General features: G+C 70.1%; 20 protein-coding genes. 12 read left to right on the top strand and 8 right to left on the bottom strand.

The genetic code is table 11. The annotated features are described in order from the left end of the window. Positions 1 to 663: recombinase RecA (gene recA, locus IE226_RS36610; protein ID WP_190085808.1), on the bottom strand; the 663-nt coding region annotated here is incomplete at its 3' end. Between the two features lie 600 nt (positions 664 to 1,263). On the opposite strand from recA, the gene IE226_RS36605 reads away from it, so the two are divergent. The 7 genes from IE226_RS36605 to IE226_RS36575 all read left to right on the top strand — a co-directional run bounded on the left by IE226_RS36605 (position 1,264) and on the right by IE226_RS36575 (position 9,269). Beyond that, the gene (locus tag IE226_RS36605; RefSeq protein ID WP_190085807.1) at positions 1,264 to 1,980 is read left to right on the top strand and encodes a hypothetical protein; all 717 of its coding nucleotides are present in this window, start codon (positions 1,264 to 1,266) and stop codon (positions 1,978 to 1,980) included. 315 nt (positions 1,981 to 2,295) lie between these two features. Further along, the gene (locus IE226_RS36600) at positions 2,296 to 2,946 is read left to right on the top strand and encodes a DUF6461 domain-containing protein (RefSeq protein WP_190085806.1); all 651 of its coding nucleotides are present in this window, start codon (positions 2,296 to 2,298) and stop codon (positions 2,944 to 2,946) included. 277 nt (positions 2,947 to 3,223) lie between these two features. Beyond that, positions 3,224 to 4,198 (top strand): polyprenyl synthetase family protein, encoded by a 975-nt coding sequence (locus IE226_RS36595; RefSeq protein ID WP_190085805.1) that lies wholly within the window; start codon positions 3,224 to 3,226, stop codon positions 4,196 to 4,198. After that, positions 4,195 to 5,220 carry a UbiA family prenyltransferase gene (locus IE226_RS36590; protein ID WP_190085804.1) on the top strand — a complete coding sequence of 342 codons (1,026 nt, stop codon included), beginning with the start codon at positions 4,195 to 4,197 and terminating at the stop codon, positions 5,218 to 5,220. Before IE226_RS36595 ends, IE226_RS36590 begins: the two co-directional genes overlap by 4 nt. Before the next feature lie 131 nt (positions 5,221 to 5,351). Continuing rightward, positions 5,352 to 5,672, top strand: a complete 321-nt coding sequence (locus IE226_RS36585) for a hypothetical protein (protein WP_373307092.1) — start codon at positions 5,352 to 5,354, stop codon at positions 5,670 to 5,672. 322 nt (positions 5,673 to 5,994) lie between these two features. Next, on the top strand, positions 5,995 to 7,086 hold the full coding sequence (locus tag IE226_RS36580) for a PP2C family protein-serine/threonine phosphatase (RefSeq protein ID WP_190085802.1): 1,092 nt from the start codon (positions 5,995 to 5,997) through the stop codon (positions 7,084 to 7,086). Between the two features lie 35 nt (positions 7,087 to 7,121). Continuing rightward, positions 7,122 to 9,269, top strand: coding sequence for an ATP-binding protein (locus IE226_RS36575; protein ID WP_190085801.1), 2,148 nt, complete (start codon positions 7,122 to 7,124; stop codon positions 9,267 to 9,269). Between the two features lie 78 nt (positions 9,270 to 9,347). Here the strand turns inward: IE226_RS36575 and IE226_RS36570 are convergent, their stop codons facing one another. Both IE226_RS36570 and IE226_RS36565 read right to left on the bottom strand, forming a co-directional pair. Beyond that, entirely contained in the window at positions 9,348 to 10,022 is a 675-nt protein-coding gene (locus IE226_RS36570) for a TetR/AcrR family transcriptional regulator (RefSeq protein WP_190085800.1), read from the bottom strand. 95 nt (positions 10,023 to 10,117) lie between these two features. Further along, positions 10,118 to 10,276, bottom strand: coding sequence for a hypothetical protein (locus tag IE226_RS36565; protein WP_190085799.1), 159 nt, complete (start codon positions 10,274 to 10,276; stop codon positions 10,118 to 10,120). Between the two features lie 184 nt (positions 10,277 to 10,460). Between IE226_RS36565 and IE226_RS36560 the strand changes: the two genes are divergently transcribed. Next, entirely contained in the window at positions 10,461 to 11,396 is a 936-nt protein-coding gene (locus IE226_RS36560; RefSeq protein ID WP_229871765.1) for an oxidoreductase, read from the top strand. Between the two features lie 308 nt (positions 11,397 to 11,704). On the opposite strand, the gene IE226_RS36555 is transcribed toward IE226_RS36560, so the two are convergent. Beyond that, on the bottom strand, positions 11,705 to 12,640 hold the full coding sequence (locus tag IE226_RS36555; RefSeq protein ID WP_190085798.1) for a GNAT family N-acetyltransferase: 936 nt from the start codon (positions 12,638 to 12,640) through the stop codon (positions 11,705 to 11,707). Positions 12,641 to 12,855: 215 nt separating this feature from the next. Then, positions 12,856 to 13,365: a helix-turn-helix domain-containing protein gene (locus IE226_RS36550; RefSeq protein ID WP_190085797.1), complete on the bottom strand. Its 510-nt coding sequence runs from the start codon at positions 13,363 to 13,365 to the stop codon at positions 12,856 to 12,858. A gap of 234 nt (positions 13,366 to 13,599) precedes the next feature. Here IE226_RS36550 and IE226_RS36545 point away from each other — a divergent pair, with 234 nt between their 5' ends. Then, complete coding sequence (locus IE226_RS36545; RefSeq protein ID WP_190085796.1) at positions 13,600 to 14,343, top strand: class I SAM-dependent methyltransferase; 744 nt, start codon at positions 13,600 to 13,602, stop codon at positions 14,341 to 14,343. Positions 14,344 to 14,680: 337 nt separating this feature from the next. On the opposite strand, the gene IE226_RS36540 is transcribed toward IE226_RS36545, so the two are convergent. After that, positions 14,681 to 15,061, bottom strand: coding sequence for a tautomerase family protein (locus IE226_RS36540; RefSeq protein ID WP_190085795.1), 381 nt, complete (start codon positions 15,059 to 15,061; stop codon positions 14,681 to 14,683). A 64-nt stretch (positions 15,062 to 15,125) separates the two neighbouring features. Between IE226_RS36540 and IE226_RS36535 the strand changes: the two genes are divergently transcribed. The 3 genes from IE226_RS36535 to IE226_RS36525 all read left to right on the top strand — a co-directional run bounded on the left by IE226_RS36535 (position 15,126) and on the right by IE226_RS36525 (position 18,540). Beyond that, a complete protein-coding gene (locus IE226_RS36535) occupies positions 15,126 to 15,614 on the top strand; it encodes a MarR family winged helix-turn-helix transcriptional regulator (RefSeq protein WP_190085794.1) in 489 nt (162 codons plus the stop codon). Between the two features lie 806 nt (positions 15,615 to 16,420). Further along, positions 16,421 to 17,983: an MFS transporter gene (locus IE226_RS36530; RefSeq protein WP_190085793.1), complete on the top strand. Its 1,563-nt coding sequence runs from the start codon at positions 16,421 to 16,423 to the stop codon at positions 17,981 to 17,983. 59 nt (positions 17,984 to 18,042) lie between these two features. After that, positions 18,043 to 18,540, top strand: coding sequence for an FBP domain-containing protein (locus IE226_RS36525; protein ID WP_190085792.1), 498 nt, complete (start codon positions 18,043 to 18,045; stop codon positions 18,538 to 18,540). Positions 18,541 to 18,751: 211 nt separating this feature from the next. Here the strand turns inward: IE226_RS36525 and IE226_RS36520 are convergent, their stop codons facing one another. Together IE226_RS36520 and IE226_RS36515 are read right to left on the bottom strand one after the other, a co-directional pair. Next, positions 18,752 to 19,324 (bottom strand): hypothetical protein, encoded by a 573-nt coding sequence (locus IE226_RS36520; protein ID WP_190085791.1) that lies wholly within the window; start codon positions 19,322 to 19,324, stop codon positions 18,752 to 18,754. Between the two features lie 253 nt (positions 19,325 to 19,577). Continuing rightward, positions 19,578 to 20,489, bottom strand: a complete 912-nt coding sequence (locus IE226_RS36515; protein ID WP_190085790.1) for an MBL fold metallo-hydrolase — start codon at positions 20,487 to 20,489, stop codon at positions 19,578 to 19,580. Between the last annotated feature and the right edge of the window lie 8 nt (positions 20,490 to 20,497).

Raw genomic sequence — 20,497 nt, 5'->3', positions numbered from 1 at the left:
CACCGAGGCGTAGAACTTCAGCGCACGGCCACCGGTCGTGGTCTCCGGCGAGCCGAACATCACACCGATCTTCTCGCGCAGCTGGTTGATGAAGATCGCCGTCGTCCTCGTCTGGTTGAGCGCACTGGCGATCTTGCGGAGGGCCTGGCTCATCAGGCGAGCCTGCAGACCCATGTGCGAGTCGCCCATCTCGCCCTCGATCTCGGCGCGCGGCACCAGGGCCGCGACGGAGTCGATCACGATGAGGTCGATGGCGCCGGAACGGATCAGGATGTCGACGATCTCCAGCGCCTGTTCACCATTGTCCGGCTGGGACAGGATGAGGTTGTCGGTGTCGACGCCGAGCTTCTTGGCGTACTCCGGGTCCAGGGCGTGCTCGGCGTCGATGAACGCCACCGAGCCGCCGGCCTTCTGCGCGTTCGCCACGGCGTGCAGCGTCAGCGTCGTCTTGCCGGAGGACTCCGGCCCGTATACCTCCACCACACGGCCACGGGGCAGACCGCCGACGCCGAGCGCCACGTCCAGCGCGGTCGATCCGGTAGGGATCACCTCGAAGGGCTCATTGGGCCGCTCGCCGAGGCGCATGACCGCACCCTTGCCGAATTTCCGCTCGATCTGTGCGAGCGCGGTGTCCAGCGCCTTTTCCTGGTCGGTTCCTGCCATGAGCTTTCACCCGGTCCGGTTGCGTGGCGCGCCGCACGTCGAAGAACGTGAGCGTCTGTTGCCGACAACGGACCTCTCGGAGATCCCAGAAAGCGAACATCCGATCGATTTGCGTGTCCGGTGAAAGGTACCGCACCGAGGGGGCTCGGGACGGAATGCGGCTGCGGAAGCAGGCCGCGCCGTCCCCCGTTTCCCCTGCGCCGAACCCGTGGATTCCTCCTGGCGCGAGGACAGGGCGCCGGACTCGGCAAGTGCGCGGGTGTCGTGGCCGACGCCGCGAACCCGGGACCTGTGGTTGAACATCGGGCTGAACTACAGCCCCGGCAACCGGCAAGACGATCCGCTCACACCCGACGTCTGCCCGTACCTGGCCCACACGAAGTGCCCGCCGCGGGGAAACCGGGAGTTCACGGACGCGCTCACGACGGCCCGGCCACGGCCGACGACCCATGCGCCGAGCAGAAGCACCACAGGCCCGTCAGCCGGCACGCCCTGCCCCCGCGCGGACCTGATCACCTTCTCGTCACTTTCCGCACCCACGACAGCGCCGTCCGTCACGATGGAACCCAACAACGCCCAACACCGGCTTGGAGGCCAGCGATGGACGAACACACCATCAGCCGACTCGATGACAAGGAATACGAGCAGCTCGTCCTCAAGAACGCCCACCCGCCCGTACGGGACCCCGACGTATGGGCTGCCCTCACCGCACCGGAAAACCTGGAACGCACCCGGAACCTGGTCGACGCCGTCGCGCAGCGCACCGGCAACGCCCTGCGCACCCGCAAGGCGGAACGCGACCAGTTCCACCAGCAGTGCCTGGCCCGCGGTGCTGCCGGGAAGAAGGAATGGTTCGACACCCGGGCCGACTTCGAAGACTGGAAGCGCCGCGCCGGGAACTTCCACCAGTGCATGCTCAAAGCCAAGTCCGAGTTGAACAAGGTGCAGAAGGACGTGAACCGGGAAGCCGGCCACCAACTGGCCCAGGATCAGCGGGACACGCTGCGCAGGCTCGCCCTGGCCGTCAACAAGCACCAGGCGGTGCACGCGAAGACGGGCGGGATCGCGGAGCAGGCGGACTACGAACTGTGGCAGGCGTTGGATCGTCTCACCGTTCCGGTGGGGCCCGAGCAGCAGCATGTGTCGCTGCGCACCATGCTGGACATCTACTGGAGCGACGTGACACCGGTGAACGAAGATGCCGAGCGGCTGGCGCGGGGGGAGCGGACGATGCGCGCGGCACCGGCCGGACAGTCGACCGCCTACGCGGGAGTACCCAAGGCCCGCCATGTCCACAACGACAAGAAGCTCACCTGAGCCTGAGGACCTGAGGATCCGATCAAGCCCCGGCGCGGGCTGGCGGTTTGGTCTGCTCTGCTGACGCCAGGCCCCGGATGATCCCGTCGGGCGCGCCGCCATGTCCCCGATCGAGGACTGCTCTGCGCGCGTGCGGAAAGCCCGGGGCCTCAGGCGGTCGACCGACGCTTCGAGCGGGCGCCCGACCGTCCTGATTGCACTGGGGTTCATGGCAGCGAGGCGTACCCTGCAACCGTGAACGGCCTCTCAGCCAGAGTAGGTTCTGGGTGTAAGCACCGTCATCCTGACGGTCCCCGTGCGAGGGAAGGCCTCCTGGTGAATCGAGTACCTGCGGAGAACGGGCTGCGCTGGATAGCCGATGCCTACAGCACCAGCTTCACTCTCACACTCAGCGAGGGCCTCTCACCGTACGAGCTGCTGCGTCACGTCGGCGCCGACGAGCGGCACATCGTCCCACTCACCCGGTCCGCTGCATACGAGCTGCTGTTGAGGAAAGAGGAAGACCACGTCAGTGACCTCGACTTCCTGGACTGGGAAGACGAAGCGGCGGTTGCCCGGCTGACAAGCGCCGGCTTTCTGCCGGCCCCGCCCGAAACCATCGTCCGAGCAGGCTCCGTGCCGGGCTGGGCGTATGCCCTCGAGGAATTCCACTGCCGGACGGGCAGGTACCTTGCGGCGTTGTCCGAGCGAGGACGGGCGTTCTGCGTGCACCGCAGCGCGAGTGGCTTCAGCAGAGTCGGCTATGCCTGCCGCGGCGACGAAGTGACGTCCTTCGAGCCCGACCTGCCACACCTGACGAACGGTGTCCCGGCCGAAGTGGCACTTGGCTTCCAGCACAGCAACCACAACAACGCCGACGACTTGGGCGATGTCGCATTCCTGCGGTTCCTGGAGGGCGAGTTCGGCATCTACCTCCCCTGGGAGGAGACGGAGGCAGAGCTTCCGGAAGCCGCTCTCACCTGCTGACGTCCCAGGCTCGACCATCGCCAGAAGGCCGCCGGCCGGACGGTGAGCCTGCCCGGCGGCGCCCGCAGACTCCACCGCCGCTACGAACGCAAGACCGATGAACGCCGTGTTGTATACCCGTACGTAGCAGGCAGCATGATGGCGCGGTGGAGGGGCGGCCTGTTTCCAGTGACGGGCCGGTGGCATGGTCGTTGTCCACGTCATGATTACCAGTCATGACACCGTCCGCCCAGCCGCTCACGGCAGTGACCGATCCCGGCACGGGGTACGCCAAGAGGTGCTGACGGAGCTCGGTGCGTGCCTGAACACGGACGGCAATGCCCTGTCGGCCGTCCATCGGCATGCCCTGCTGCCGGCGGGCAAACTCCTGCGGCCGCTCCTGGTGGTCCAGTCCGCGATCTCCGCGGGCGGGACACCGTATGCGGTCATGCCGGCGGCCGTGGGTCTGGAGCTGCTGCACGCGGGAAGCCTGGTCCACGACGACATCATCGACGGAGACACCGTGCGGCGGGGCCGTCCGTCCGTCCACCACCGCTTCGGCGCCGACCGCGCCATCATCGGCGGGGACGCACTGTTCTTCCAGCCCTTCGCACTGCTGGCCGAGTGCCGGCAGCGAGGTGTTCCGGACGAGAGGATCGTCACCGCCAGCCGGGTGCTCGCCGGAGCGGGGCAGGACCTGTGCCGCGGGGCGATGCTGGAACTCGACCAGGCAGGCGCCCTCCGAGTGACGGTTGAGGAGTACCTGCACATGGCCGGGCTCAAGACGTCACCGCTGCTCAGCGGCGCCTGCCGGATCGGCGCGATCCTGGCCGGAGCGCCGGATGCACAGGTGACGGCGCTGGGCCGGTACGGTCACGCGCTCGGCCTGGCCTTCCAGGCCCGCGACGACCTCCTCCCCTACGACACCCCCTCCCGGGCCGCGGGCAAACCGGCCTGCAGCGACCTCGCCAACCACCGCCCCACCCTCCCCATCGTGTGCGCCTACCGCCTCGCCGATGCCGCCGACCGCCACCTCATCAAAACGCTGCTGGCCGACGGCGCCCGCACAGCCGGCCGCCAGGAGCAGATGGGCGACGTACTGCGGCGCACCGGGGCACTCCAGGCGGTCCATGAGGTCGTGGCGGAGCACGTGGAGGAATGCCTGCGCGCCCTGTCCGAGCTGGGACAGGGTCCGGGCGCGGACGAGCTGGCGGATCTGGCCGTCCGGTTGCGGTGCCCCTCGGACGTGAACGCAGAGGTCGAGGCGCGGTGACTGCCGCCTTCCGGTGGGCCGCAGCGGAGGGCAGGTCCGCGCACCTGTCGGGCCATGTCGAGACGCTGCGCCCCTACGATCTGGTCGCGGTCGTGATGGTCGCCGTGGCCGGGGCGGTACTGGCCGAACCACAGGCCCATCCGGTACGGGCGGGGCTGGCCGCAGTGGCGGCCGTGAGCGCCTGCGCCGGCGCGCTGTACGCGGCCGACCATCTCACCCGCCACGACGACATCCTCACCAAACCCCACCGGCCCATCCCCTCGGGCCGGCTGACCGGCACAACCGCAAGACGCTGCGCCGCCGCAGGAGCAGTGAGCGCGGTGGCGGTGACGTGGGCGGTCAACTGGCACGGCCTGTTCTTCATCGCCGCCGCGGCACTGGCACAGACCGCCTACGCACGGTGGCTCAAGGACCGCGGGCTGTGGGGGGACCTCGCGGTCGGCCTCTCGGGGTGGACCTGCGCGATGCTGACCGCCGCAACGTTCACCGCGCCCTGGCCCTCGGCGGCCCTGTGGCCGGCTGCATTGGCACTGGGTCTGCAGGGAACCTTCAGCAACACCCTCCTGGCTCTGGGCGACACCGGCACCGACCGCGCCGCCGGCTGCCGCACCCTGCCCGTACGCAACGGACCGGGCCGCACCCTCGTCATCATGACCGGCTGCGCCACCGCCTGTTACACCCTCACCGGACTCGTCCCGACAGCCCTCGGCCGCCCGGCCTCCCCCGCCTTCCTCGGACTCTCCCTCACCGGAGCGATCCTCGCCACCGCCTGTCTCACCCTGGCCCGCACGGCTTCCCGACTCCCCCGAGCCACCGAGCTCCACCTCTACGAACGACTCGCCCTGCCCGCAGCCCTCCTCACCCTGGCCGACCACACCCTGTCCGCACTCACCCTCACCACCGCCAGCGCCGCCATCCTCGCCCTCACCCCCCGCACCATGCTCCACCACCCAGCAAACCCGGGCCCACAACAGGAACTTCACTCTGCACAGGTGCAGGAGGGCACATCGGCGGGCGGATGACCAGGGGGCAAGCCGCGTACCCTCGGCTTGTGCCTCGCCCTATGAAGAAGCCCCGCCGACTGGTTGCCGACGGACGCGTGTACATGTGGGCGATGCGCCACAGTCACCGAAGGGACGAGGGCGGTCGGCCCGTGGACTGCCGCCAAACCCTCACCCTGTCCCCGCAGCCCGCCGGCACCGGCGGCCGGCTGCGCATCGTCTTCGCCGACGGCCCCGGCCGGTACGTCCCGGGCGGGGCCCCCTTCGGCTCCGGAGACGTGGGCTTCACCCGGGGTGCAGCCCTGAATCTGCACGAGCCAGGCGCCGTACGGGCCTTGCTCGACGTGGCGCTGGCCCGTGGGTGGCAACCGGAGGAACGTCAGGCGGTGGAGGTCGACGGCTGGCTTCTGCTCGAGGCGGCAGCCGCCGCCCGAACCGCGGCGCAGGGCCCGATGGCCCGCGAGGGCGACTGATCAGTTCCCTGTGCCCCGACGAGCGGCGTCCGTAGGTTCCCGCAGACGGTTGAGAGCGAGCGGGCCGTGCAAACGGCCGTGTACGGGGAGATGCGGCTTCTCGATCCCGAGTGCGGGGCCTGCGCCGCCGGCCTATCCCGTGACAGGTGGCGACACCTTCCTGTCGTGATCTGTCATTTCGGGGCACCTGCGGCCAACGCCTGCGGCAGTGAGGGAGATCGGGACTACTCTCCAGCTCACAGCACGTGAAGGGGCGAGGAGGGCGGAAGCTATCGCGGCTCGGCGGAAAGTGCGCGGAGGGTGGTGGGCTCCGCAGGTTCGGGTGTTCCTCATCGGCGTAGCCCTGACGGTCGGCGGAGTCCTGGCGACTCACGTCGCCGCCAACGAGTGGCGGCTGACGCCCGGTGTGCTGCTCATCGGCCCCGTTCTGATCAGCGCCCACAAGGGGCCAAAGGCCACCGCGAATGTCGTGATCTGGTCCGTCGCGCTGTTCGTCACGTGGTCTGTCGCACTGTCCCTCGCCGACAGGAACGGCAGCGACCCCACCCCGGCCGCTGTCGTCTTCGACTGCCTCGTCCTGGTCACCGGCGGAGGCGCGGCCGTCTACGGCGCGCGCCGTCGCGCCAAACGGGAAGCCGGCCTGCACCGTGTCGCACAGCGTTCACGGGAGGCGGTACTGCGCCCACTGGCAGCAGAGGCCGACGGGGTCCTCTTCTCCTCCCTGTACCGCTCCGTCTCGGAGTTCGGCCTCGGCGGTGATCTGTACGACCTGGCCCACACTCCGTACGGGCCACGCCTGTTGATCGGGGACGTGCGAGGTCACGGGCCGGAGGCCGCCGTGCTGTGCGCGGCGACGGTGGGTGCGTTCCGTGAGGGCGCCGGCGGCACGCCCGCGCTGGTGGACCTGGCCGCCCACCTCGACGCCCGGATCAGCGGGGATCTCGGACCGGAGGACTTCGTCACCGTACTGCTCGCCGAGTTCGCACCGGGCGAGGTGAGGCTGGTGAACTGCGGGCATCCGGCCCCGCTGCGCATCGGCCTGCGAGCCGAGCCGCTGGCGCCGAGCCGGCCATCGGCTCCGCTGGGGCTCGGCCCCCGCCCCCAACTGCAGCGGGCCCGGCTGGGCGTCGGCGAACGGCTGCTGCTCTACACCGACGGCCTGAGCGAGGCACGCGACGCACAAGGGACGATGCTGCCCCTGGACGACCGGGTCAGGGAGGCCGCGTGCCTGCCCCTTGTGCAGGAGTGCCTCGACGCCCTGCTCTGCCTGGCGACCGCCCACGCGGGCGGCTCGCTCCAGGACGACGTCGCCCTGATTTTGTGTGAACGGCGTTGCGCGACACTCACGGGTGCCGGGGGCAGGACTCCCGGCCCTCTGTCGTCCGCGACCGAGACCTGTGACCGCCGTCCATGAGCAGCTCACGTCCCCGTGGCCAGAAAGGCACACCGATGAAGCCCAGCGAGCGTCGGCCGGGAAACCTGACACCGGAGACCACCAGCATGGTCGGCCGCAGCCTCGAACTGCGGCAGCTGGAACGGTTGTGCGCCCGGTCCCGGCTGGTCACGGTGACCGGAGTGGGCGGCGTGGGCAAGAGCCGACTCGCCCGGCGGGCGGCCGCTGGGCTGCAGGGCCGGTACGCGGACGGTGTGTGGTGGGTGGAGCTGACCGGTCTGAGCGAAGGCGCGCTGCTGGCCCACTCGATCGCGGAGGCACTGCCCCTGGCCGATCAGTCCACCCGGCCCATGCTCGACGTGGTGGCCGACTATCTGGCCGACCGGGAACTGCTGCTGGTGCTCGACACCTGCGAGCACCTGACCGACGCATGCGCCACAGCCGCCGACGCACTGCTGCGGGCCGCGCCGGGACTGCAGATCATGGCCACCAGCCGCCGACGCCTCGGGCTCACCGCTGAAGAGGTGCTCACCCTGGAGCCGCTGCCGGTGCCTCGAGGCCGGGAGGACATGGACGACTCGGAGGCCGTGGCGCTCCTGGTCGAACGGGCCCCCAAGACGGTACCCGGCTTCACCGTGTCCGCTGCCGACACCGACGATGTCGTACGCCTTTCCCAGCTCCTCGAAGGATTGCCCCTGGCCATCGAACTCGCCGCGGCCCGACTGGGCGAGATCCCCGTCGACGAACTGGTCAAGCGGCTACCGAACCGCTTCGACGTCCTACAGGTCACCGAAGCGGCGCCGGACGACGGCTCACCCGCAGCCTCCCGGTCACACCCGGACAGGGAGGCGCCACCCTGGCATCGGGCGCTACGCACCACGATCGGCTGGAGCCACGAGCTGTGCACGCCGGCTGAACGGCTGCTGTGGGCACGCCTATCGGTCTTCGCGGGATCTTTCGACACCGAGGCGGCCGTGGCGGTCTGCGCCGACGAGCACCTGCCCGAGGGGGACATCCCCCGGCTGCTCGGTGTGCTCGTGGACAACTCCATCGTCAACTGGCTGCCGTATTCCGGAGGTTCGGATCGGTACCGGTTGCTGGACACCCTTCGGGAGTACGGCGCGGACTGGCTGCGCGCACTGGGCGAGGAGGAGCGTCTGCACCGCCGGCACCTGGCCTACTACCGCGCGTTCGCCCACCGGGCGGACGCCGGATGGCTCGGCCCGGAACAGCCTGCCTGGTACGCGCGTACGGCCGCGGAGTACACCAACCTGCGCGCTGCCCTGGACCAGAGCCTGCGGCGGCCCGAGGGACACGCCGCGCTGGAACTTGTCGGGAATCTCTGGTTCTTCTGGCACGCCTGCGGGTTCCCGAGAGAGGGCCAGTACTACCTGGCACAGGCCCTCGCCGCGGACCGCAAGCCGTGCCCGGAACGGGGCAAGGCGTTGTGGGCCGAGGGCATGGTGCTGGTCACGCTGGGAGACGCGGAGGCGATCGGGGCACGGGTCACCGAGATCGCTTCGACGGCCGCCCGGTTCGGCTGCGCCGCGACGGCCGACCGTGCCGACACCCTCGCGTCGATCGGGGCGGTGATGCTCGGTGACCACGCACGCGCCGCCACCCTGTCCCAGGCGGTCCTGGACAGGCACCGGTGCAGCCCGATGGCTCAACCCACCCAGTCGGCCGGGTGCGTACGCAGCGTGGTGTACATCGGCGAGGGCCGCATCGACGAGGCCGTCGCCGTACTGCACCACGTCATGGCTGACTGCGATCGGCACGGCGAGCAGTGGTCGCGCGCCTTCGCCGACTACATGTGCGCGCGCGCAGAGCTGGCCCGCGGCCGGGTGGAGGCCGCGTTCGAACACGGTCGGGCCTCGTGGCTCACCAAGCGTCGCCTCGACGACTCGCTCGGGATGGCCGTTGCCCTGGACGTCCTCGCCGCCGCCGCCGTCGCGGCCGGGGACGCCCGGCGGACCGCGCATCTCCTCGGCCTCGCCCAGCAGCTGTGGGACACCCTCGGCGTACCACAGCTCGGCGTCTCGGAGTGGACCGCCGCCCGACGGAGCTGCGAGGAGCAGGCGCGTGGGGCTCTGGGCGACGACGTCTACACCACCGTCTTCCGCGACGGCTACCGCACACGTCAAGACGACCCCGACCCACTGACCCCCCAAGGGGCGGCGCCCGGGGCGCGTCCGGGTCAGTGATGGACCGGCAGGAGTGCCGTACGGAGCCACCGTGGGCCGGCCATCGCTGCCCGGCCCACGGCTACTGCCCGGACGGGCTCAGGCGGAGGAGCGGGCGATGGCGCCCACGGTGAGCGTGGCCAGCATCTCCTGCAGGGCAGTCACGAAGTCCAGCTTGAACGCGGTGAGCGAGGGGTCGGCTTCATAGGCGGCAAGCATCGCCGGGGAGGGCCGTGCGTGTGTCCACACCGCGCCGACGGCCATGATCATGGCTGCGGTCAACTGCGTTGCCCTGTCGCCCAGTTCAGGAAGATACTGGTGGATCAACGCCGCGATGTCGGCGACGTTGGCCACGGCCGCACGCTTATGGCGGGCAGCCACCTGCGGGGAAACGTTGTGTTCCAGTACGCCCGCCTGCGCGCTCAGCAGGTCACACAGGACCCGGCGTTGGGCGAGTGAGCCTGCGATGACGGCGGCGAACTGCTCTGCACGCCGGCTCACCGGAGCGTCCTGATCGATGCCAGAGTGCACAAGGGCAGGCAAGTCGGCCACCCACTGCCGCCAGGCACGGTCGAGCAGTTCCAGCAGGATCGCCTCGCGCGATTCGAAGTAGCGCAGCACATTGGACTTCGCCAGCCCGACGCGGCGGCTCAGCTCGTTCAGGCTGATCTCGCCGAGGGGCATCTCCTCGAGCATGGCGGCGGTGGTGTCGAGGATGGCCTGGCGCCGTACCTCACGCTGCTCCTCACTGCGCGCGCGCTGGAAGTTCGTCATACCCCCAGGTTACAGACTGCCGGTCTTTTGACATCAGACCGGCGGTCTTCTACGTTGGGGTTGCAGCCGAAGAGACCACCGGTCTGAAAAGGGGGTCACTTCTCGGGCTGCGCACCAGGACCGACACCCTTCATCGACGAAGCCGCCAACCGGGCTGTTTCGACGTTGTCGACCAGCTCCGGGCCGCCGACATGACCCGGCGCGGCGGCAGCCCGGGAGAACACCGCGCCACCCGACACCTGCAGGAAGTCCACGGCGGCCCAGCGCCGGCGGGCCCTTCAGCGGCATGCGCCTGGACAGCATCACATCCGCGTCGTCGTCGTCGTCGTCGCCGAAACCGCCTTCGCCGAGGACATCCTCGGCATGCTCTTCCAGCTCGACCTCACGACCCTGCCGAGCGACGCATGACCGGGCACCAAATCAACGAATCCGAGGAGCGTGACCGCAGTGAACCACTGGACTCCCGACGACATCCCCGATCAGACCGGCCGCACGGCACTGATCACCGGCGGTAACAGCGGGATCGGACTCGAGACCGCCCGCGCGCTCGCCCGGCACGGGGCCCGCGTCATCCTGGCCGGCCGCAGCCAGACCAAGCTGGACCAGGCCTCGGAAGCTGTGCGCGCCGCGACCCCCGAGGCCCGGACCGACACCCTCGTGCTCGACCTCTCCGACCTCGCCTCCGTCCGCGACGCGGCCACCCGAATCACCGAGACCGAGACGATTGACCTGCTCTTCAACAACGCCGGCGTGATGAACCTGCCCGAGCGCCGGACCACGCACGACGGCCTCGAGATGACGGTCGGCACCAACCACCTCGGCCACTTCGCCTTCAACGCCCAGATCTGGCCCGCCGTCCACCGCTCGTCCGCACCGCGCGTGGTCACCGTCAGCGCCATCGCGGCGCGGTGGCCGACAGGCAGACTGGACGACCTGATGAGCGAAAAGAGCTACCGCGCCATGGGCGCCTACGCCAAGTCCAAGCGCGCCAACATCGTCTACACCCTCGAACTCGCGCGCCGCACTGCAAGCAGCCCCGTCAAAGCGCTCGTCGTCCACCCGGGATCGGCGATGACCGGCCTGCAGCAGCACGGCACCGGCGCTCTGAGCCGCATGGTCACCCCGATCGCCGCACGCCTGCTCATGGGCTCGGCCGAGGGTGCGGCCTGGCCCTCCCTGTACGCGGCGACCAGCCCGTACGTCCAGTCGGGCAGGTTCATCGGCCCCGCCGGACGGGACCAGACCTCCGGCACCCCCAAGCCCGCCAAGCTCCCCACAGGCGCCGGCCACCCCGTGGAGGGCAGGCGACCATGGGCGGCGAGCGAGCAGCTCACAGGTGTCCCCTTCGACCTCGAGGCCGGGGCCGCCATCTAGGGTCCGTCGTCACAGGCCGCCAGATGGCGGATCGTGGTGGCGTGGTACGCCGTCACGAACTCGCCGAGGTGGAGGGGAGTTACTCGCACCGCTCATTCCACGGGTCGGGGGCGGCCAGCCGCGAGCGGAGGACCGCCGTGCGATCCAGTGCCGAATGCGCTGTCGTCATCATGCTCGCTCCACGTCGAACGCGGGCCATCGGGGGCAGGCCTCGCGCGGCCGGGCGCTCACAGGCCCTCGCCCATGCCCTGCCGGCCGGAGCGGGCAGGGGCGCTCGCCACTCACTACGGCGCGGGAGCGCCCCTCGCTCACAACCGGCGGGAGAACTCCTGGCGGTCGGCGAAGTTCTCGTAGCCTGCCCGTTCGAAAGCCATGATCATGGCAGTGTTGGCCGCGTCGCAGTCGCCGCGGATCTCCTCGGCGCCCGCTTCGAGCAGCAGCCGCGTGCCGCGGGCCACCACCGCCGTCGCGTAGCCGTTGCCCCGGCAGGCGGGAGACACAGCCACCAGGCCGATCACCGCGGTCGAGGGGTTCCGGGCGGGGAGGCTGATGGCAGCCGGCGTGCCGTCGGGAGCGTAGCCGACCTCCCACCATCGGGGTTCGTAGGAGAATTCCTCCATGTCCGTGAAGAGGCTCTCCGCGGCACGCCGGGCTCCGTGCCGGGCGACCCTGGCTGCGAGGTGGGCGTCGGCGCTGGTCGGCAGCGCCTCGGCGAGCAGAGCGATGAACGGCTCACGGCCCACAGTGGGCAGGGAATGCCAGTCCAACCGGTCATCGTACGAGGTGATTTCCGCCCCGGAGCGACGGCGAAAGCGGCGACCGTCCCGGGCGCGCTCGAAGCCCGCCAGACGCAGAAGCTCGGCGCGCTGTTCCGGCTGCGCCTGGAACTGCGGCGGCTGCGCCGGCGAGTCGATGACGTGCTCCAGCTCTTCGGCACCGAGCGACCCGGCCAGGGCGACGGCCTGGGCGAGCAGCGCCCGGCCGGTGGCCAGGCCGGGTTCGTCCCACGGTGCCTCCAGGAGCACCAGGGCCCTGGGGACGTCGTTGCCGGGGATGGTCCACAGCGCGGTGGCCGCGGTGAGCCGACCGGCCTCGTCCTCCGCGACCAGGCACCACTGAGGGCGGGTACATTTCTTGGCCAATAGGTCGGTGAGGTAGGCGGCCGTCCCGGCGTTACGCTCGGGCTGGTCGGAGTGCCGGACCAAGGCGGGTAGTTCGTCGGGGCGCGCGATACGTACAGACATTTACCGGGATCATCCTTTTCTCGACGACGTAGCTGGCTGTGCAGGGCCTCGCCACCCAGTGGGAGCGGCAGGGCTGACTCTTCCCGCCCTTGCCGGACCGGCCGTCAGCCCCGGGCCTGCGGACCGGATGCTCTCGGTCTCCTGCCGCAGCGGTGGATCCCACGACCGATCGGCGGTGGTCGCGGCCCGGCACAAGACGGTGCGGCGCAGGCCTCTCATGCCACCGGGTAGCGCACCACCAACACCCCCTCCACATCCCCGCCTACCGCCTCGTACAGATGCGGTACGTCCGCCGCCCACCGGGCGTGGCCGCCCGGACCCACCTTGAGCGGGGCGCAGGCGGGACCGACCCGGGCCGTGCCGCTGAAGACCAACAGGTGTTCCGTTGTGCCCGCCGCATGAGCAGCCGAGCGCTGCACCGCGCCGCTCTGGATGCGGACGCGATACACCTCCGAGACCGCAGCCGCGTCCTGCACACGGTCCGTCAGCACCGCGTGCACCGCCGCGCCCTGAACCGGGGCGGGGCCCACGACCGTGCTCAGCGGCGCCCCCAGGGCGGTGGTCAGCGCGTACAGCGTCTCCAGGGTCGGATTGCGCCGGCCGGTCTCCAGTTCCGAGAGCGTGCCCTTGCCGACGCCGGAGCGGCGGGCCAGTTCCGACAGCGACAGGCCGCGGTGCCGACGCAGACCGCGCAGCCGCGCACCCACCTCCTGTGCCAGTTCCACAGCTTTGCGCCCCCTTACGTGCCGTCGATGCACCGGCCGTGACGCAACGAGCGTTCCACAAGCAGAACGTTCTGTAAACAGAACGACGGTGGCAATGCCCACCCATACTCCCGGCCCCTTCAGGGCTCGTCCGGCGGATTACGGGCCTGACCAGGGCCGGACCGAGGCAAGGGCCGGCCAGCGTCCTGATCAATCGTGTTGACCGCCCCCGGCAGGCAGTGCTGGAGTCGGCACGTGGACAGCATCCCCGCCAACCGGCGGCTCTGGAACCAGATCAGCAGCGCCTACCAGCATGAGCACGACCCGCAGATCGGCGCCGCACCCAGGCTGTGGGGCATGTACTCCATCCCCGACGTGCACCTGCACGCCCTGGGCGACGTCACCGGCAAGCGCGTCCTGGAACTCGGCTGCGGCGCCGGACAGTGGTCCAGGGCGCTCGCCGCCGAGGGCGCGTCCGTGGTCGGGCTCGACCTGTCCGAAGCCCAACTCGCCGCAGCTGCCCGTGCGATGGGAGCGGCGCGCTACCCGCTGGTGCAAGGCGCCGCCGAACAGCTGCCCTTCGCCGCCGACAGCTTCGACCTGGTGTTCTGCGACTTCGGCGGGCTCAGCTGGGCGCCTGCGCACCTGGCCGTCCCGCAGGCCGCACGCGTCCTGCGCCCGGGCGGGCGCCTGGTGTTCAACGTCGCCAGCCCATGGTTCGAAGCCTGCTATGACGAAGACGGCAGCCGCGTGACCACGACGCTACAGCAGGACTACTTCGGGCTGGACACCATCGCCGAAAACGACGGCGGCGCGAGGAGCTATCAGCTCACCTACGGCGACTGGGTCAGGGTCCTGCGCGGCGCGGGCCTGGTCATCGACGACCTCATCGAACCACGGCCCGAACCCACAACGCCCAACGGCTACAACGAAACCGAACCGCACGACTGGGCACACCGCTGGCCGGCGGAACTGCTCTGGGTGACCCACAAGCCGTAAGCCCCGCCGCGCGCCATCAGCTCCCGGACGTGGGTGTTCGAGGCCGCGTGCCACGACAACTTCATGCATTGGTCCTGAGTTTCGCGTTGTCCGGTGGCCGGGTTGATGTCGATGCCGGGGGCGTGCGGGCCGCTGCACACCAACGCCAGCTCCAGGGCGGCCAATCCCAGGTGGAGGCGACCGTAAGACCCGCGCCACCCGCACCCGCCGCAAGACGGATGCGGGGCGGGGCAGGCAGGCGGGTGGCGCACCAAAGTCCTCATGCTCTGGTGACGTGACGGACCTTCCGGGCCGAAAAGCCCGGAAGGCCGCGAGCCGCAGAGGCTCAAAGCAACGGTCACACGGCGAGGGCACCGCCGACAAAGGTGCGTTCCGGCGGTGATGCCACGAGTTCGACCGTGGTGCCGGCGCGGACGTCATCGCCGATGACGCGCGTGACCGCGTCGGTGAGCGCGGTGCCCAGGCGCGCGGTGATCTGGGCGGCGTCGGGGCGGTCGAAGAGGCCGGCGCGGACACCCAAGGTCACCGAGGCGTTTGTGTCCACGGCCTTGCCGCCCTGCGCGAAACGGCCTGCGGGGACGCCGGCCAGGCGGACGCTTACGAGGTCGCGGGCCCATTCGCCGTAAACGTCGGCGATGGCTTCGGTCAGTGCGGCGACGAGCATGAGTTCCCTGCCGGTCAGTCTGTTCTCTGGAAGGTGGACGGTGAGATGCGGCATAGTGGTCCTCGTTCCCTTTAGACTCAAAGCCTTTGTAATCAAAGGTAGTTGGAAGAGGTTGCCGATGTCCACGGAATCGGACGGACCAGCCGTCGACGAGGCCGTCCGCACCCTGCTGTTGCTCATGCCGCGGCTCGTCGGCCGAGCCAAGCGCCTGCCCGTCCCTCCGGCGCTCCAGGGCATGGACCTGGCACCACGACACCTCGCGCTGCTGGCGCACCTTGAGTACGACGGCCCCACCAGCGTCAACGAACTGGCCGCCCGACTGGAGGTGGCCCCGACGACTGTCAGCCTCATGGTCAGTGAGCTGTCAGGGCCAGGGGTCCTGCAGCGCACTGCCGATCCCGCCGACCGCCGCCGCCGTATCATCGCCATCGCCCCCGCCTACTCCGCACCGATCAGCGAGTGGCTTTCCGGCAGCGCCTCCGCCTGGGAAGGCGTCATGCGTGGTCTCGACCCCGCGGCGCGCGCCACCGTCATCACCGCCCTGCACGCCTACGAGGCCGCCTTGGAGCAGGTGGGCAGCCGGCATCAAAACGCGCGGCCGCGGTAGCGGACTTGGCGCAGTCGGCATCGCGCGGCCCTGCAGCCACAGCCGCGCTCGCCCGGCACCAACATCTCCCGCATCGAGATCGCTTATCGCTCCCCGGAACACCCGCTGAACACTGCTGCTCCTCGCCGGCGAAGCCACCCGCCCTGACCACTGCATGTCAGCGCGAGAGGACTCACTCTCCTACGCGGTCACCGCAGCACCTCTGCGCACGCACGCCCTGGCCTGGCTCGACCAGGCCCAGCACCCCTGCCCGTCCACGCAGCCGATGGGATACCCTGTCCGGGATTTCGCGCGGCAGGTTCTCTGCCGCCCCGCTCGGCGTGCTCGGCGCCGACACGTAGCGCGTGCCCTGCCCGGAAGGAGGCGAGAGACATGGATCGTGCCAAATGCGTTGCGGCCATAGTTGCCTCCGGCCGTGTGCCCTCCCTCCTCTGCGGCGCGCGGTAACTCTTCCCCCCTTCTTGTTTCTTGTCTTCGGCATCTTGCATCTTGCTGAGATGCCGCGTCACGAGATGTTCTGGCCTGCGCGGCTCGTCGCCGCGCGGACCGCGGGGGCGCGTGCCCGAAGACGGGCCCTTCTTTTGCTGGTCACCGTGATCTCGGCACTCTCCGCCTCACGACCAGCAAAAGCGCCGGCGTGAGTGACACGCGGCTGGTGAGGCAGGCCCCGGGTGCTGTCCGCGGTTACCGCTGCCCCACCGCCATGCCGTGTCCCCGTGCTGTGTACACCGGCCCGTCGTCACCACTGCGACCGTCCCCGGCCGGCTGTCTCGACAGCACTTCGACACGAAACGTGCGTGATCGCCATGAGCAAGAAACGTCCCGGAGGGGAATCCCTCCCGTCCTCCCCTTCCACGGCCGCCAACGACCGTTCCCCGGGCCACGAGGCTCCCGCCGCGCCTCCGGTGCCGCCACCGGCACCAGCACCAGATCCGAAGCGCTGGTGGGCGCTGGCCGTCATCGCCCTCGCCCAGCTGATGGTGATCCTTGACGGCACCATCGTGAACATCGCGCTGCCCTCCGCCCAGCGCTCCCTCGGCATGTCGGACGCCGACCGGCAGTGGGTGATCACCGCCTACACGCTGGCCTTCGGCGGGCTGCTGCTGCTCGGCGGCCGGATCGCCGATCTGGCGGGCCGCAAGCGCACCTTCGTCATCGGCCTGGCCGGGTTCGCCGCCGCCTCCGCGCTGGGCGGCGCGGCGGCCGGCCCCGGGATGCTGTTCACGGCGCGGGCCCTGCAAGGCGCGTTCGCGGCGGTCCTGGCGCCCTCGGCCCTGTCACTGCTGACGACGACATTCACCGACCCCAAGGAGCGGGCCAGGGCGTTCGGGGTCTACGGTGCGCTGGCCGGAGGCGGCAGCGCGGTCGGGCTGATCGTGGGCGGTCTGCTGACCGAGTACCTGAACTGGCGCTGGTCCCTGTACGTCAACGTGCCCATCGCGCTGGCCGCCCTGCTCGGCGCACCGGCCTTCCTGCGCGACCGCTCCGGCCGCCGGGGCGGTCGCCTGGACGTGCCGGGCGCGCTCCTTGGCTGCGGCGGGCTCGTCGCCCTCGTGTACGGCTTCGGCGAGGCCGAACCCCGCGGCTGGAGCAGCCCGTCGGTGCTCACGCTGCTCGCGGCCGGCGTGATCCTGCTCGCCGCATTCGTGTGGTGGCAGAGCCGCGCGGCGAGCCCGCTGCTGCCGCTGCGCATCGTCAAGGACCGTGTGCGGGCCGGATCGCTCGCGACGATGGGCTTGGCCACCATCGGCATGTTCGGCGTCTTCCTGTTCCTGACGTACTACCTCCAGGTCGTCCTCGGCTACCCGCCGGTGCGAACAGGCCTGGCCTTCGTGCCGATTTCGGCCGGGATCGTCATCGGCGCGACCCAGATCGCGGCCCGCCTGCTGCCACGCACGTCGCCGCGCACCTTGATGTCGTCCGGCATGGTGCTGGCCGCCACCGGCATGGTGCTGCTCAGCGGCCTGACCGTGCATGCGCAGTACGTCCCGCATGTGCTGCCCGCCCTGCTGCTGCTCGGCCTGGGCATGGGCCTGACCTTCATGCCGGTCTACGCGACGGCCACCGCCGGCGTGCCCGCACAGGACGCCGGCGTGGCCTCGGCTGTCCTCAACACCGTCCAGCAGATGGGCGCTTCGCTGGGCACCGTCCTGCTCAACACCATCGCCACCGGCGCCACCAACCGTTACGTCCACTCGCACTTGCCCGATCCGGCCCACGGCCGCGCGACCCTCGACGAAGGCATGGTGCACGGCTTCTCCGTCGCTTATTGGTGCTCGGCGGGCGTGCTGCTGCTGGCCGCCCTGGTAGCGGGCCTCACCGTACGGCACAAGACGCCGAAGCACGCCGGAACCGACGCACCGGCCTAGCAAGCCCGGAGTCGTGACCCACCACGCCCACACCACCCCACCCCACGAAGGGATCCTCCATGAAACCCCTGACCGAGCACGACATTCGTACCTCGTTCGTCAACTGCTCGAAGGGCGAGGCCAAACGCCTGCCCCTGCCCAAGAACCTGGCGGACCTCGACCGCTGGGACGACCTGGACTTCCTGGGCTGGTTCGATCTGTCCGCGCCCGATCGCAGGTATCTCGTCGTCGAACGCGCCGATGAACTCGTCGGTCTGTCCCTGCGCTCCGCCTCCGGCAACCGCGGCTTCCTGCGCCGCAGCCTGTGCTCCCTGTGCCTGACCACGCATCCCGGCAGCGGCGTCTTGCTCATGACCGCCCCCAAGGCAGGGCCGGCCGGCCGCGAAGGCAACTCGGTGGGCCTCTACATCTGCGCCGACCTGGACTGCTCGTTGTACGCACGGGGCAAAAAGAAGGCGGCACCGGGCGGGCGCATGGAGGAGTCCCTCACTGTCGAGCAGCAGATCGAGCGTCTGCGCGGCAACCTCGACGCGTTCGTGGAGCGGGTCTTCCACTGAGGCCGACAGGGGGCTCGACGACCATCGTCGCCGAGCCCCCTGTCCGCTCCTTGGCCACCGCCTTCTCGCGGCTTTTCCAGTCCTCCGCGCCGGACAGGGTGTCCCCAGGTCTTCCCCGGGACGGATCGTGCAGCGCCGATCGGCTCCCCCACCGGGTCACACCGCTGGCCGGCACTCCGGCGCGACAGCCAGAGCACGACAGCCAGCGAGTTCAGCCGAGCACGATCAACCCCCACAGGACCCCCAGCGACTCCACCAGCAACGCGATAGACCCGTATCCCAGGACCTGCCGGGCCGGCCAAACCCGGTAACCCTCGTCCGTACGCACAACCACTTTGTGCGCGGCCAGCACTGCCGGTACGGAGATGCAGTAGAAGACTGATGCGTACAGCAACCAGTCCAGGCTGTTCCGCCACGAACTGAACACAGACCCCCCTTCACAGGAGGCCACGACCAACAGCGACAGGCCCCCGACGAGCACCAACACCAACAGGGCCGCGCCCGCCACCCACCAGCCGCGCCTCCCGCTGCCCCTCCACCCTGCCAACCAATGACCGAGGGCGACAGAAGGCAGCACAAAGACGGCAGATACCAACGCGACGACGAAGAACAGCGCCACGGCGACCGCAGGAAGCACGAAGACCGACGTCGCATCCGGTATCACTCCGAAAAGCGGCAAAGACAGAATCAGGCCGAAACCCTCCACCCACAGCACAGCCATCGATACCGACGACGGTGCGGTGCCCTGTCTCCCCCGAAGGTCCCTGCGCAACAGTTGCGTCATCCCGCCCCCCCTATTCGCCACCCATCATCGCGGACGGGGCAGACGCAGAAGCAGAAGCCCCATCAGGAGCCTGTGCCGGAGGAGTTGGGACATCGTCGACCGACCGTGCGCCCGACAGCCAGGAGATCTACGGACGCTACCTCGCCTGGCGTGCCGACCCGGCACCTCCCGGCCTGCCGCGCACGGTTCCGCTCCGTCCCCGGCTGGGGCGTACACGGGCGCGCTGCCGTATCGCGGCGAGAACTGCGGGGACCTACCGGTTATCCGTCTTGTCGTCCCAAGGGCGCCAGCGGCCGGTGTCGTCGACGGTGCCGAGTTGCTGGTCCGCGAAGTGCACGCCGAAGCCGAAGACGCCGTCCCGGGCCAGGAATTCCACCAGTCGGCGGCGTGATTCCTCGGCCCGGGCGCGGTCGTGATCGAGGACGACCTCCCAGTCGGGGTGCTGAACCTGGACGGGTGAGTGCATGGCATCGCCGAAGGCCACGATCCGGCGGCCGTCGCCGGTCTCGAGGATGTAGGCCGTGTGCCCGGTGGTGTGCCCGGGCAGCGCCCAGGCACGTACTCCCTCGGCGATCTCCGTTCCGTCGGCGACGGCTGTGGTCCGTGTCTCCTGTCCGGCGAGCCGGGGGCCGGAGGCGGGGTCCAGGCCCTGTAGTTCGCCCTGTCCGACGACCCAGCGCGCGTGGGGGAACAGGCCGCGCGGGTCGTCGACGGCATCCGGCCGGGCCCATCCCGTGTGGTCGTCGTGCAGGTGGGTGAAGGCGACTGTCTCCAGCGTGGCCGGGTCGACGCCCAGACGTTCCAGGTGATCGGGGAGGGTCTGTACGTGGTCGAAGCCGTGCTGGAAGTGTTCCGGGTCCTGGCCCGAGATACGGCCATGACCGGCGTCCAGGAGCAGTGGCTTCCCTCCGCGCTCGACGAGCAGCGCGCCGCACCCCATGGCCAGGTGGCCCGCGTCCGTCATATGGGGACCGTGGGCTGTCCAGTCCTTGTCGGCGGAGGCGGGGTAGACCCGGGTGGGGATCATGTGGACGCCGGCGTCGGGGACGTAGGTGAGGGTGAGGTCTCCCAGGGTCCGCGTCCACAGACGCGGCAGGCGACTCCCCGAGTCGTCGGCGGGCTCGTGCTGCGGGCGGGTGATGGTGGGCTGCTCGCTGGTGGTCATGATGGGTT

Source organism: Streptomyces longisporoflavus, from assembly GCF_014649775.1.
Lineage (GTDB): Bacteria > Actinomycetota > Actinomycetes > Streptomycetales > Streptomycetaceae > Streptomyces > Streptomyces longisporoflavus.
The sequence above is the reverse complement of the archived record's forward strand: the minus strand, read 5'-3'. Positions and strand labels throughout refer to the sequence as shown.

Bases quoted from the DNA above. Each gene is read 5' to 3' on its own strand.
- IE226_RS36605 (WP_190085807.1), top strand. From the start codon at position 1,264: ATGGACGAACACACCATCAGCCGACTCGATGACAAGGAATACGAGCAG.
- IE226_RS36575 (WP_190085801.1), top strand. From the start codon at position 7,122: ATGAAGCCCAGCGAGCGTCGGCCGGGAAACCTGACACCGGAGACCACC.
- IE226_RS36570 (WP_190085800.1), bottom strand. From the start codon at position 10,022: ATGACGAACTTCCAGCGCGCGCGCAGTGAGGAGCAGCGTGAGGTACGG.
- IE226_RS36555 (WP_190085798.1), bottom strand. From the start codon at position 12,640: ATGTCTGTACGTATCGCGCGCCCCGACGAACTACCCGCCTTGGTCCGG.
- IE226_RS36540 (WP_190085795.1), bottom strand. From the start codon at position 15,061: ATGCCGCATCTCACCGTCCACCTTCCAGAGAACAGACTGACCGGCAGG.
- IE226_RS36535 (WP_190085794.1), top strand. From the start codon at position 15,126: ATGTCCACGGAATCGGACGGACCAGCCGTCGACGAGGCCGTCCGCACC.
- IE226_RS36530 (WP_190085793.1), top strand. From the start codon at position 16,421: ATGAGCAAGAAACGTCCCGGAGGGGAATCCCTCCCGTCCTCCCCTTCC.
- IE226_RS36525 (WP_190085792.1), top strand. From the start codon at position 18,043: ATGAAACCCCTGACCGAGCACGACATTCGTACCTCGTTCGTCAACTGC.
- IE226_RS36520 (WP_190085791.1), bottom strand. From the start codon at position 19,324: ATGACGCAACTGTTGCGCAGGGACCTTCGGGGGAGACAGGGCACCGCA.
- IE226_RS36515 (WP_190085790.1), bottom strand. From the start codon at position 20,489: ATGACCACCAGCGAGCAGCCCACCATCACCCGCCCGCAGCACGAGCCC.